Source organism: Halopenitus persicus, assembly GCF_002355635.1.
GTDB lineage: Archaea > Halobacteriota > Halobacteria > Halobacteriales > Haloferacaceae > Halopenitus > Halopenitus persicus_A.
Window position 1 is genome coordinate 1,604,990 of the sequence record NZ_AP017558.1, and the last position, 12,976, is coordinate 1,617,965.

11 protein-coding genes and 1 tRNA gene are annotated in these 12,976 nt (G+C 61.2%); 7 read left to right on the plus strand and 5 right to left on the minus strand.

What is annotated here, in order from left to right; translation table 11 throughout:
* Positions 1–453: 453 nt before the first annotated feature.
* On the plus strand, positions 454–1,722 hold the full coding sequence (locus tag CPZ00_RS07730; RefSeq protein ID WP_096390371.1) for a Cdc6/Cdc18 family protein: 1,269 nt from the start codon (positions 454–456) through the stop codon (positions 1,720–1,722).
* A gap of 285 nt (positions 1,723–2,007) precedes the next feature.
* On the opposite strand, the gene CPZ00_RS07735 is transcribed toward CPZ00_RS07730, so the two are convergent.
* Together CPZ00_RS07735 and hydA are read right to left on the minus strand one after the other, a co-directional pair.
* Complete coding sequence (locus CPZ00_RS07735) at positions 2,008–3,435, minus strand: cytosine permease (RefSeq protein WP_096390372.1); 1,428 nt, start codon at positions 3,433–3,435, stop codon at positions 2,008–2,010.
* A complete protein-coding gene (hydA, locus tag CPZ00_RS07740) occupies positions 3,432–4,844 on the minus strand; it encodes a dihydropyrimidinase (protein WP_157744209.1) in 1,413 nt (470 codons plus the stop codon). The genes CPZ00_RS07735 and hydA overlap by 4 nt, the downstream gene beginning before the upstream one ends.
* 287 nt (positions 4,845–5,131) lie before the next feature.
* Between hydA and CPZ00_RS16140 the strand changes: the two genes are divergently transcribed.
* Positions 5,132–5,242: a DUF1684 domain-containing protein gene (locus tag CPZ00_RS16140; RefSeq protein WP_199243340.1), complete on the plus strand. Its 111-nt coding sequence runs from the start codon at positions 5,132–5,134 to the stop codon at positions 5,240–5,242.
* A gap of 129 nt (positions 5,243–5,371) precedes the next feature.
* Here CPZ00_RS16140 and CPZ00_RS07745 read toward each other — a convergent pair.
* Positions 5,372–5,445, minus strand: a tRNA-Val gene (locus CPZ00_RS07745).
* 61 nt (positions 5,446–5,506) lie between these two features.
* Between CPZ00_RS07745 and CPZ00_RS07750 the strand changes: the two genes are divergently transcribed.
* The 3 genes from CPZ00_RS07750 to CPZ00_RS07760 all read left to right on the plus strand — a co-directional run bounded on the left by CPZ00_RS07750 (position 5,507) and on the right by CPZ00_RS07760 (position 8,871).
* Entirely contained in the window at positions 5,507–5,977 is a 471-nt protein-coding gene (locus CPZ00_RS07750) for a DUF192 domain-containing protein (protein WP_096390374.1), read from the plus strand.
* A gap of 103 nt (positions 5,978–6,080) precedes the next feature.
* Complete coding sequence (locus tag CPZ00_RS07755; RefSeq protein WP_096390375.1) at positions 6,081–8,093, plus strand: ABC transporter ATP-binding protein; 2,013 nt, start codon at positions 6,081–6,083, stop codon at positions 8,091–8,093.
* Positions 8,094–8,118: 25 nt separating this feature from the next.
* Complete coding sequence (locus tag CPZ00_RS07760) at positions 8,119–8,871, plus strand: creatininase family protein (protein WP_096390376.1); 753 nt, start codon at positions 8,119–8,121, stop codon at positions 8,869–8,871.
* A gap of 195 nt (positions 8,872–9,066) precedes the next feature.
* Here the strand turns inward: CPZ00_RS07760 and CPZ00_RS07765 are convergent, their stop codons facing one another.
* The gene (locus CPZ00_RS07765) at positions 9,067–9,567 is read right to left on the minus strand and encodes a DUF5790 family protein (RefSeq protein WP_096390377.1); all 501 of its coding nucleotides are present in this window, start codon (positions 9,565–9,567) and stop codon (positions 9,067–9,069) included.
* 456 nt (positions 9,568–10,023) lie between these two features.
* Between CPZ00_RS07765 and CPZ00_RS07770 the strand changes: the two genes are divergently transcribed.
* Both CPZ00_RS07770 and CPZ00_RS07775 read left to right on the plus strand, forming a co-directional pair.
* Positions 10,024–11,130 (plus strand): sulfite exporter TauE/SafE family protein, encoded by a 1,107-nt coding sequence (locus CPZ00_RS07770; RefSeq protein WP_096390378.1) that lies wholly within the window; start codon positions 10,024–10,026, stop codon positions 11,128–11,130.
* A gap of 140 nt (positions 11,131–11,270) precedes the next feature.
* Positions 11,271–11,519 carry a hypothetical protein gene (locus CPZ00_RS07775; protein ID WP_096390379.1) on the plus strand — a complete coding sequence of 83 codons (249 nt, stop codon included), beginning with the start codon at positions 11,271–11,273 and terminating at the stop codon, positions 11,517–11,519.
* On the opposite strand, the gene CPZ00_RS07780 is transcribed toward CPZ00_RS07775, so the two are convergent.
* Positions 11,485–12,762, minus strand: a complete 1,278-nt coding sequence (locus tag CPZ00_RS07780; RefSeq protein WP_096389935.1) for an RNA-guided endonuclease InsQ/TnpB family protein — start codon at positions 12,760–12,762, stop codon at positions 11,485–11,487. The genes CPZ00_RS07775 and CPZ00_RS07780 overlap by 35 nt on opposite strands.
* Positions 12,763–12,976 lie beyond the last annotated feature (214 nt).

The window sequence follows — 12,976 nt, forward strand, 5'->3', positions numbered from 1 at the left end:
GTCGTGAGCGAGCGGTTTACCGACGGAGCCGTCGAAGACGGCGGAGTCGGCTTTTTCCCTCCAGGGTTTTCGAGGAGTGGTTCCCGAGCGAACGGAGTGAGTGCGGGAACCCGACGTTCACGAGAGCTGTGCTCTCGTGCAGCCCATCAGAAATCTCTGATTTCTGAGGACGATGAAAAAGGTGGCTGTATTGAGCGATTCACACTCCGTATTTGATATCCGTTCTATGACGTCCTTCTCAGAGCGAGCATCTGGATTATACCCTTTACTCAGTAGGGGGAGACACTATTCGGCGTCTTGCCGGACGCACCCCCCTCCCCGGGGTGACGTCTGCTCGAGATCGCTCCAAGCCAACGGTTCGGAACCCGTCTTTCAGGACAATTCCCCGTCACTAAGACAGAAAGACATCTCGGACGCGGGGGTTTTATAAATTGAGTGTGTGAACGGGAGCGTATGAAGGCGTTCGGCAACGAGGAGACCATCTTCGCGGATATGGACGTCCTCAATCCCAACGAGCAGACGTACCAACCGGAGTCGCTGCCGGAGCGCGAGGTCGAACTCGATCAGATCCACTCCGCGCTTCGACCGGCGACGATGGGATCGACCCCGCTCAACCTGATCGTCTACGGGCAATCCGGTCAGGGAAAAACCGTGGGCATCCGACTCAAGACCGACCAGCTCCAGGAATACGCCGACGGCTCGGAGATGGACCTCACCGTCGTCCACGTTCGCTGCAAGGGGATGGACGGGTCCTACCACGTTCTAACGCACCTCGTCAAACGACTTCGGGAGAAGCGATTCGGCCCCGGCGAGGAACTCCCGAGCGGGCATCAGCGGAAGACCCTGCTCAATATGGTGCTCGAGAACCTGGAGGAGATCGGCGGGACGGTGATCGTCGTTCTTGACGAGATCGACGCCATCGGCGACGACGACTACATCCTCTACGAACTTCCGCGATCGAACCCGGACGGGGTTCGGCTCTCGCTGATCGGCATCACGAACGACCTCCAGTTCCGGGAGAACCTCGACGCCGACGTCCGGTCAAGCCTCGGCGAGGACGAGGTTCGATTCGAGCCGTACGACGCGAACCAGCTCCGAAACATCCTCGCACGGCGTGCCGTCGGGGCCCTTCGTGACACGTATTTCGAGGACGACATCGAGGACTACCAGCACCTGCGAAGTGAGATCCTGAGTGACGACACGATACCACTTGCCGCGGCGTTAGGCGCACAGGATACGGGAGACGCTCGCGAGGCGATCCGACTCCTGTTTCGCGCGACCCGGTTCGCCGACGATAGGGGGGAAACGACCGTCACCGAAGCGCACGTCCGTGAGGCACGGGATTTCCTCGAAACGAAGGCCATCGAATCCGGCATTCAGACGCTCCCGAACCAGCGAATGCTCGCGCTGATGGCGGTCACGTATCACGGGATACACGGTGACACACCCGTGACGACGACGCCGATATACACCCAATACAAGACCTTCTGTGAGTACGCGGACGTGAACGCCCTCTCGAACCGCCGATTCCGCGATCGACTCAACGATCTCGCCGACACGAACGTGCTCAACAAGCGGCAGGGGAGAGGTCGTGGCGACGAGAACCAGTACTCGCTCGCCGTCGATCTCGAGACGGCACTCGAAAACCTCCCGATGGAGTCCGAGCGTCTCGGAGACGTGGCGACGGTCCTCCGGGAACAGGGTGGTGTTGGTACTCACTAACTCGATATATGAACTACCGACTCTGTTGAAATATTTATAATCTGACATTCATCAGACTACGTGCTGGGTATAGAGTGATGGTCCTGTATCCGGAAAATCTGACTCACTCTTCTGTCGAAGATCGTTGATATAGCCTCCTGATGGAGGTCTTATTCAGCAGCAAGCCGTCAGAACCGTTGAGTCGTACATTCTCGATCCGTTAAACGTACCATAGAATCACAAGAAGACTCACATCAACAATGTTCTACAAGAGCGTCAAGGAAACAAAAATGGCAGTCCGGAGTGCTAGTCGTCGGACACTGTTGCCGACTCTGGTTGCGGTGCGACCTCGGACTGTGGATAGATGTCCAGAACCCAGAGTTTCATTAGGCCGTAATAGAGGCCGATACTCACCAACATAGCCACGAAGAATGCCAGATCGGGGAATAGGAGCCCAAGCCCCGCAGATATCACATACGTTATCATCGCTGCGGGATTGAAATTCCGCCAGTACGTGTACTGGCCATTGGCATCGTACAACTCATCGAGGTTGAGTTCACGTTTCCGGATGGCGTAGTAGTCCGCAATCATAATTCCCACAATTGGTCCGAGCAGAGCCGAGATCCAGAGCAGGATTGTCGGGACGAGATCTGCGTACTCCCACGGCTGGATGAGCAACCCGACAACCCCTGCAGCGGTTACGGCAGTCGGGAACGAAATTCGTCGGGGGAAGAGATTCACGAACACATAACCCGGAGGAAGGAGATTCTGACCAGTGTTCGAAGCAACCTGCGCGAAGATGACGAACGCTGCCAAAACGAATATCAGGAGGATCGTGTTCCCACCGAACACATCCGCCATAACGAAGATGGGATTCCACTCACCAGTTGCGATGCCGCTGGTCATACCAACGATAACGAAGAACGCCATCGGCGGCACTAAACCGAACAACTGCGCCCATGCACTCCCCTTGTTACGTTCGACCCAACTCGTCTCGCCTTCGGGCCGCTTGAGGAACTGCGTAAAGTCTGCGATATTGACTGCCATTGTAATTTGCGCACCGGCCATAATGGCCACTGCGGAGAGGAAGGAGATGCCGCCTTCACCGCTCGATGAGAAGAGTTCGGCGAAGGTCAGGTCATACCGTTGGATCAGAACCACTTCCATAATGATCCCCGTGATGATGAGGATTGGTGCCGCAACCCAGTCGAACTTCGAGATGGCGTCGATCCCAAGTGCTGTGTTCAGGATTTGGAACAGGCCGAATACCACGATGATCGCCATCAGGTTTGAATATCCGGTCAACGTCTCCATAATCAGGTTCAGTGCAGTAGCACCGAGCCATGTCTGGAACCCGAACCAGAACACAGCCGGGAGCGCCCGAACGAGCGCCGGTATATGCGCCCCTAGATAGCCGAACGGCGCACGGATGTATACTGCGAACGGGATACCATGTTTGAGACCGATATCACCAGTTAAGACGAGCAGTACCCACACGGCAAGATTCCCGACGATAACCGTTACGATGATCATCAGCGGGGACAGTGCTGGATACACCTGTGCGCCGGCGACGAACGAGACAAGCTGCACGTAGAGCCCAACGCTGATCAGGAGAAACCCAAAACTCGAAATGCTTCTGTCCTCAATGGACTTCGGCATAATGTCCTTACCTTTCAGGCTAAGCCCGGCCGCTTCCTCTGCCGTCTCCTCGTGTGAAATGTTGTTGCCACTCATTGGTGTTGATGTAGTCGACTGCTGAATGTTTGTTTCGCGTTGCTACCATCCGTGGGGACGTACTCCCCTACTTTCCCACCAACCGTTGTTCCGTCCTGCACGACGACTTCCCCGCCGACCATCGTGGTCGTTGGCCGGCCGACCATTTGCTTTCCGGCAAACGGAGAGTAATCCGTCGCCATCTGCAGTTGGTCGTTCTTGAGAGTCCACGTCTCCTCAGGGTCAAACACAACGAGATCAGCATCAGAACCGACGCTGATGGTACCCTTCTGTGGATACAGACCCAACATCTTCGCGATATTCGTCGTGGTGAGTTCAACGAAGCGCTCCACTGAGAGCCGTCCTTCCGCCACTGCATCGGTATAGAAGACTGTGTTCCGCGTTTCGACACCGGGCAGCCCCATCGGCATCTTGGTGATGTCATCACGGTACTTCTCTTTCTGCTCGGTGTCGTACCCGCAGTGGTCGCTGTTAACTGTCTGAATCTGTCCTCGGTCAAGCATCTCCCAGAGACGGTCGTTGTTCTCCTGGGAGCGAATCGGAGGACTACAGACGAATTTTTCACCGTCTTCGCGGTTGTAGACCTCTCGTGTTAGGGTGAGATAATGTGGACAGGTTTCAGCAAGGAGCGGTATTTCACGGTCGGCAGCTGATTCCAGCACTCGCTCGGCTTCCTTCGTGCTCACGTGAACGAAGAACGCCGGGCAACCGGTCTCTTCAACGAGATCAGCGATGGTCCACATTGCCGTCGTTTCTGACACGTTCGGATGCGTGTCGGGATGAACCGAGAAATCTGTCTCCCCGGCTTCTACTTGCTGTTGGACTAGATAACCGATTATCTCCTCATCTTCGGCATGGATCAGCGCTAACCCATCGTTCTTTTCGATAGTCTCGAATGCCTCCCGTATCTCCCCATGTGAGACCATCAGCCGGCCCTCGTACACCATAAACATCTTGACTGAAGCAGCGCCACGCTCGATGAGCTCCGGTATCTCATCGAGTGTGGTGTCAGTCACCTCAGTCAGGCAAGCGTGGAGGCCATAATTCGTGAAGACATTGCCATCGGCATTTTCGCGACGCCGTTCGTACGCCTCCAGTGGTCTCTCATCGGGATTAGGAATCGCGAACGGGACGATCGTCGTAGTCCCCCCGTGAGCCGCTGCCCGTGTTGCCTCCGCGAATCCGTCTCGGGTGACGAACTCGCCAAGCGGGATTTTCACGTGAACGTGAGAATCGATGAATCCGGGGAAGACGTACTGCCCCGACGCGTCAATTGTTCGGTCGGTACCGCTGTCAAGAACCCCGGCATCGGAGAGCGTGACTATCTCTCCGTTTCGAAGGCCAATGTCCATTTCCGCTGTTTGTTCAGGTGTGACTACAGTCCCACCCGAAATTACTGTATGATGCACGTTATCACTCTACGTCGGAGATATTCCCGTATATTAATTAAACAAATGGGTGCCGGAAAGGTTCTCAGCATTCGTCTTTTAGATGATTTCAAGCTGAACCCATTCGCCGTGCAAGATTCGCGCATTGTATTTAGCACGCATCTTATATCGGATTCTAAGGCTCTGTTGAAATCCTTAGCAGGTGATAAATTTCCCCCGGTTGTGGTCATTATATAACGTAGACCGATCACTCTGAACGGTCAATACAGGACGATTACTTCGCTGACTATCCTCGTTCGTCGATTTCGATGGATGAGCACGACGGCGTTTGGCTTCTCAACTTTAACCGTGCCTACAATCCCTTCTGTGCGTACTTCGACGTCTACGGGTGCCGCTCATACCTTCGAGAATCATCTTGACGTGTGCATCGAGGCGGGCGAACGCTACGCGGAGTAATCTCACTCACTCCGCTCGCGTCGCTCGCTCCGTTCCCTGCTTCGAATCCGCCCAGCCAGTCCTGCGGCTCACCGTTCGGTTCGCCGCGGACATGGGCTCGGGCGGATTCGAACCACCGACCTCAGCCTTGTAAAGGCCGCGTCATAACCAACTAGACCACGAGCCCGTATCGAGTCGATCGCTCCCGGAGCGGAAAACGGTTTCTTTCCGCGCCACGAACCACGTCCGTGAACCGTCGTCTCATCGCCGTCGCGTTGGTGCTCGTCGCGGCCGCCCTCGGCCTGCTCGCGGTCGACCTGTGGACGGCCGACGACTACGACCGGACCACGGTCGAGATCGAGGACGCGGAAACCGGCGAGCGACTCGCGACCGTCGACGTCCGGATCGCCGACACCTTCGACAAGCGCTATACCGGACTCTCCGAGACCGAGTCGCTCGATCCGAACGAGGGGATGTTGTTCACCTACGCGGAGCCGGGCACCCACACCTACGTGATGCGAAACATATCCTTCGCGATCGACATCGTCTTCATCGACGCCGACGGGACGATCACGACGGCCTACTCGGCCGAGCCCGAGCAGGAGCCCTACACGGGATACGACGGTCACGGCCAGTACGTCCTCGAGGTCCGGTACGGCTACCTCGAGGACCACGGGATCGAGGTCGGGGACCGCGTGGTGATCGACGACTCGCTGTGACACCCGAAACGAACGTCGTGACCGGCCGCAGCCAGCGGCGTGGCCGGCCACCTGGTCGCCCGAAGCGAAGTCTCTTTGCCGGGACTCCGGTAGTGGAAACCGAATGAGTGCTCCGGAGTGGGAGGACGACGATCCCTTCGAGGACCAGCGGGAGGCCGTCGAGAACCCGATGAAGCGGCTGTTCCGCGAGTACGGCTGGACCTACCGCCGGCACGTGATCGTGGGGATCCTCGCGAGCGTGGTCGCGCGCCTTGCCGACCTCCTCCCGCCGCTGATGCTCGGGATCGCGGTCGACACCATCTTCGTCACGGCCGGCCAGCGTGAGGCGGGCGAGGTGCCGCCCTTCGCCGAGCAGATCCCGCTCGTCATCCTGCCGGAGGCGTGGCTTCCCACGACCCAGTTCGCGCAGTTCCGGTTCATCGTCGCGGTCGTCGCCGGCGCGTTCCTCCTCGGGGCCGGGTTCCACTGGCTCCGCAATCGGGGGTTCAACGCCTTCGCACAACACGTCCAACACGACGTCCGGACCGACACCTACGACCGGATGCAGCGGCTGAACATGACCTTCTTCGCCGACAAGCAGACCGGCGAGATGATGTCGGTGCTCTCGAACGACGTCAACCGCCTCGAGCGCTTCCTCAACGACGGGATGAACTCGCTGTTCCGCCTGGCGGTGATGGTGCTCGGGATCGGCGGCATCCTCCTGTGGATCAACCCGCAGCTGGCGGTCGTCGCGCTCGCGCCGGTGCCGATCATCGCGGGGTTCACCTACCTGTTCGTGCGGACGATCCAGCCGAAGTACGCCGCCGTGCGGTCGACGGTCGGCAAGCTGAACTCCCGGATCGAGAACAACCTCGGCGGCATCCAGGTGATCAAGTCCGCGACGACCGAGGGCTACGAGTCCGACCGCGTCGACGACGTCTCCGGGGAGTACTTCGACACCAACTGGGACGCCATCGAGACGCGGATCACGTTCTTCCCCGCCCTCCGGCTGGTCGCCGGGATCGGCTTCGTGCTCACGTTCGTGGTCGGCGGCCTGTGGGTGTTTCAGGGCCCGCCGGGTCCCTTCTCGGGCGACCTCTCGCCGGGGATGTTCGTCGTCTTCATCCTCTATACGCAGCGGTTCATCTGGCCCATGGCGCAGTTCGGTCAGATCATCAATATGTACCAGCGCGCCCGCGCCTCCGCCGCCCGCGTCTTCGGGCTGATGGACGAGCCCTCGCGGCTCGGCGAGAACCCCGACGCCGCCGAACTCGTCGTCGAGGAGGGCCGCGTCGAGTACGACGACGTCACCTTCGGCTACGACGACGAGCCGATCGTCGCCGACGTCGACTTCACGGTCGAGGGCGGCGAGACGGTCGCACTCGTCGGGCCGACCGGCGCCGGGAAGTCGACCGTGCTCAAGCTGCTGCTCCGGATGTACGACGTCGACGAGGGAGCGATCCGGATCGATGGCCAGGACGTTCGGGACGTCACGCTCCCGTCGCTCCGGCGGTCGATCGGCTACGTCGGCCAGTCCTCGTACCTCTTTTACGGGACCGTTCGGGAGAACATCACCTACGGCACCTTCGAGGCCACCGACGAGGCGGTCGTCGCCGCCGCCAAGGCCGCCGAGGCGCACTCGTTCATCGAGAACCTGCCGGACGGCTACGACACGATGGTCGGCGAGCGCGGCGTGAAGCTCTCGGGCGGCCAGCGCCAGCGGCTCACGATCGCCCGGGCCGTCCTCGCGGACCCGGAGATCCTCGTCCTCGACGAGGCCACCTCCGACGTCGACACCGAGACGGAGATGCTGATCCAGCGCTCCCTCGACCGGCTGACGACCGACCGAACCACCTTCGCGATCGCCCACCGGCTCTCGACGATCAAGGACGCCGACACGATCCTCGTGTTGGAGGGCGGCGGGATCGTCGAGCGCGGAACCCACGAGGAGCTGCTCGAGAGCGACGGGCTCTACGCGAACCTCTGGGGCGTCCAGGCCGGCGAGATCGACGATCTCCCGCAGGAGTTCATCGAGCGCGCGACCGAGCGCACCGCGACGATCGATGCCGACGGGACGACTGCGACCGACGGGACGACTGCGGCCGATACCGACGCGGAGGCCGACCTCGACGACTAAAGTCCCCGGCCCCCCGAGTTGGGGTATGCACCTCTCGGATGCGACCTGGACCGACGTCCGCGACGCGACGATCGACGCGGCCGTGATCCCGGTCGGGAGCACCGAACAGCACGGCCCCCACGCACCGCTGGGAACCGACGCGCTCAACGCCGCCTCCGTCGCGACCGAGGCGGCCGACCGGTACGCGACGGCGGACGCACGGGGCGGCGAGGTCCTCGTGACGCCGACGATCCCGGTCGGGATCGCCGAGGAGCACCGCGGCTTCGACGGGACGCTCTGGGTGACCCCCGACACGTTCCGCGCGTACGTCCGCGAGACGGCCGTCTCGCTCGTCCGGCACGGGGTGGAGCGCGTCGTGTTCGCCAACGGCCACGGCGGGAACGTCGACGCCCTCGCGGAGGTCGCCCGTCGGTTCTCGCGCGATCCGGACCACGGCGGCTACGCGGTCGCGTTCACCTGGTTCGACGCGGTCGGCGAGCACGCGAGCGAGATGGGCCACGGCGGCCCCCTCGAGACCGCGCTCCTGCGGGCCACCCATCCCGAGCTCGTTCGCGAGGACCGGATCGAGGCGGCGGCCGCGGGAGCGACCGACCGCTGGGGCGAGTGGGTCGCCGGGGTCAACCTGGCGCACGACTCCGACGCGTTCACCGACAACGGCGTGGTCGGCGACCCGCGCGGGGGCGACCGCGATCGCGGCGAGCGTCTGCTCGAACTCGCGAGCGAGTCGTTCGTGGATCTCCTGACCGCGGTCGTCGACCGCGATCTCGATGCGAACTGATCGACGCTCGTTCGCCGGGCAGTCCGAGCCGTCGCGTGTTTATAAGTTCGTTCGGAGCATCCCTTGGTGGTTTATAAGCAACGACGAGGACGGACCGTCCGATCGCGGTCCGCTCTTCGCTACTCGTTCGCGATCCACGCTCCGGATGCGATCCACGCTCCGGATGCGATCCGCGCCGGATCTGCGACCGGGTCGCTACTCCTCGGCTTCCTCCGCCTCGGCGGCGTCGTCGGCCTCCGTGCTCGTCTCAGCCGCATCGTCCGCGTCGTCCGCGTCGCTCGCGTCGTCCGCATCATCGGCGTCGTCCGCGGCGGCGTCCTGCAGGGCGCCGCGGATCGCCGGCACCGTTCCGGTGAGGTCGGCGACGTCCTCGGCGGCGTCCTCGAGGTCGGCGATCAGGTCGGCGACGTCGTCGATCGCCGCCTCGAGGTCGTCGGCGTCCTCGAAGGCGTCCGCGCGCTCGCCGAGCACGTAGGCCTTCTTCGCCTGCCGGAGGTGGTCGGCGGCGTCGCCGGCGTCCAGGGCCGACTTGAGGCCGTTGAGCATGCCGAGGACGTTGTCGGCCTCCGTCTCCCAGACCGCGTCCGGGTCGGGGAGCTCGGCGCGTGCCGCCTCCAGGTGGCTCTCGACCTCCGCGCGGGTCTCGGCGGCCGCCTCGCCGAACAGGTCGTCGTCGTCGAACGTCGATTGGCTCATACGTATGGATTCACCCCGTCAGCCTTTAAAAGCGACCCCGAAAGCGAAAGTGAAACGTGGCGGGACGACGGCTGTTTCGCGTCGTTCGGCGCCTATCGTTCCGACTCCGCCGTCGGCGCCGGTTCGGCCACCTCGACGACGTGCTCCACGGTGACCGGGTCCGCATACGTGTCGGGTCGTCTCGGCCCCTTATAAACCCGTTCTCGATGACGGAAACAGCCAATGCTTGCCCAGTTCTCGATGGGGATCAGCGCCTCGTACGCCGAGATCCGTCCTTTCCGGACGACCTCGTTGAATTATTTGTGAATTTACATATTGTGGGTGCTGCATACGGCGTACGCGTTTGCCACTGTGGAACACACAGCATACCGGAAGATCGTACATGAATCATCGGGACACATACCGGAGAAGAAAACGCATTTATGTCAGACTTTCCGAACGTAGGGCTACCCCGCAATGAGCACGTCTTCGCGGTCGGATACGGTTCAGAAGACCTTCCTCAAGTATCAGCACCTGTTCGTGTTCCTCGCTCCGCTGCTGTTCGTGGTGAGCGTGTATCTCGTGGCTCCGACGGAGGGGTCGGGAACGGGCTACTGGCTGGAGTACTGGTGGCTCTTCCTTGCCTTCCTCGTCGGCGCCACCATCGTCAATACGGTCGGCATCAGCGGATCCGCACTCTTCGTCCCGTTTCTCATTTTCATCTTCCCGCTCATCGCGGGTGAGACGCTCACGCCCGAGACGCTCGTGAAGGTCGGACTCATCAGCGAGTCGTTCGGCCTCTCCAGTTCCGCGCTCGCGTTCATCCAGTACGGGTTGGTTGATCGACGCCTCGCGCTCACGCTGGTCGCGGGTGGCGTGCCCTTCGTCGTCGGCGGCGCGCTGCTCTCGTTCGTCATCCCCGCGCCGGTGTTTCACCTCCTGCTGGGACTGGCGCTGATCGCCGCCTCGTATCTCCTGTTCAAGGCTGATTTGGGCCACGAGGAACCTGGTGGCACCGACAGCGGTGCCGAGATATCGACCGACAGCGGTGCCGAGGTGTCGACCGACGGTGGTTCGTTGCCGAACGACGCTGACAAACTCGGGCCGGCCGGCGTCGAGATGGACACGCACGGGACCGTCACACGGGTCGACCGCGACGGCAACGACTACAGCTACTCCCACGGGGGGTATCTCGAACGCTTCGCCAACTACAGTATCGGCGGCGTGTTTCAGGGACTCGCCGGCTTCGGGATCGGCGAACTGGGCATCATCTCGATGCTTCGGACCGAGGTGCCGGTGAAAGTCGCCATCGGAACCAACCACATCGTCGTCGCGCTGACCGCGGTGTTGGCGTCACTGGTTCACGTCTTCGGCGGCCAGTTCGTCCCCGGCGGCCACAGTATGAGCCTCGCGTCCACCCCGTGGAACATGGTCGTCTGGACGGTCCCGGCCACGGTCACCGGCGGACAGATCGCACCGTACGTCTCGGCGGCGCTGGACACGAGTTTCATCAAGACGGGCGTCGGCGTGCTCTTTGCGGTCATCGCCGTCGCGCTGTTCGTGATGGCGGCCGGCGGCTTCTAGGTCGGCCGACGGCCTTCGTTCGACGATATACGACGACACGAGGCCCTCACCGACCGCTTCGACGCGGCAATCCATCGCCGCTTGCGGACTGCATCGGAGCCCCCCGGATATTTATTTCGTTCACCGGTGATCGTTCTCGTATGGCACACTATCCCGACGGCCATCTCGGTCACATCAGCGACATCGAACGGGCAGCACGGGAGGAGCGTGATCCGCACCGACGGGCGATGCTGTGGAACTACCTCCACCACGCCGCCCTCGAAGTGAGCGGCGACTGGGAGGACATCTTCGACCCCGAGATGATCGTCGACGATCCGCAGTACGAGATGCATCTCGGCAGTAAACTACCCCACCCTACTCGCTCACGGCTTCGCCGTTCGCTTCGTTGAGGGTGGGGCTTTCGCGTGGACTCCCGTTCTGGCCGCCATCGGCGGAAGGCTCGTAATCGCCATTCACGTTCAATGTCCCGCGATTCAAGCGCACGTTTACGGGTACGCCTCCGCCCGACGACTTTTGCGCCGAGCGGAGATACTTCAGGCCAATATTCTTCGCCGCGTTGTAGTCGGCGTTCACTTCGTAGCCACACTTCACACAACAGAATCGTTCTTGCGTCTGGCGGTTCTCTCGGAGCGTCGTCCCGCACTTAGAACACCGCTGGCTCGTGTACGCAGGACTCACCTGTTCGACCGAGATACCGAACATCTCGGCTTTGTATTCGACGTACTCGAACAAACGTCGGAACGCCCATGCGTGGAATTTCTTGACGTTCGGCATCCGCTCACGAATCCCTGTCAGGTTCTCAAAGGCAATCACGCTACAGCCGTTTTCGACGGCTTCCGCGACGAGTTCTTTCGAGACGGTGTGTAAGAAGTGGTCGTAGCGACCCGTCTCGGTACGTCCAACCGACTGGACGGTTTCGTGAGCTGTCCGCGTTCCACGCTGTTGAAGCGAGCCGCGTCGTTTCTCGAACTCGCGGTGCCAGTGGTTCAACTCTGACCCGTTCCAGAACGCACCTGTCGAGGCAACGGCGACGTTTTCGATGCCGAGGTCAACGCCGAGGACTGTGTTGTGCCCGTCGTTGCCGTCGTCGGCAGTCTCGAACTCCACGTCCGCCTTTGTTCGGACGTGAAGGTAGAACTCACCGTCGCGGTAGTGGAGTTCCCCGCCAGTCACTTCGTAGTCGTCGTTGAACAGGTACTCCGAGTGGGGCGTTTCGCGGCTCTCGTCGGGAAGGACGTACTCCGCAGTGATACGACCTTCGACGGTCGAGAGAGTCGCGTGGTCGTCATTGAACGTCGCACACCGCTTGTCGTAGACGAGCGTCGGCGCGGAGAAGTGCGGCTTCCCCGCGTAGTCGCCTTGCTTCCACCGAGCGACGATGCTCTGTACGGCGTCGGCGGCCTTGTTGCGAGCGTTCTGGACGAGATTCGCTTGGAGACGCGTCTCGGCACGCACATCGTCGTAGGTTTCGCGTTGGAGCTCGGCTTTGCTCGTGGTCTTGTACTCGCCTTGCCACGCGTGGTCGACGACGTAGTTGGCAGCCCACAGGAACTCGGAGATGGTTTCGTGGAGGAGGTCGGCGTCGCTGTCGGCCACGTCGAGTTTGACGGGGACGGTGCGACGTACCTCCATCCGTGTTTCAGATGTAAGCTGTTGTTTTTATATTAGTAACGGTTCGGTAGGGAGTCAGCCAGCCATCGAACGTGGTTGGTGTAGTACCGTGTCGGTTTCCTCTCCGACCTACTCGCTCGCTCCTTGAGGTCGGAGGCTCCACCTTGCATTACGCTGACTAGCCCTTGCTCGCTTCGCTCGTCCGCTGCGACTTTTTTGTTCAAATCTCCGTGGA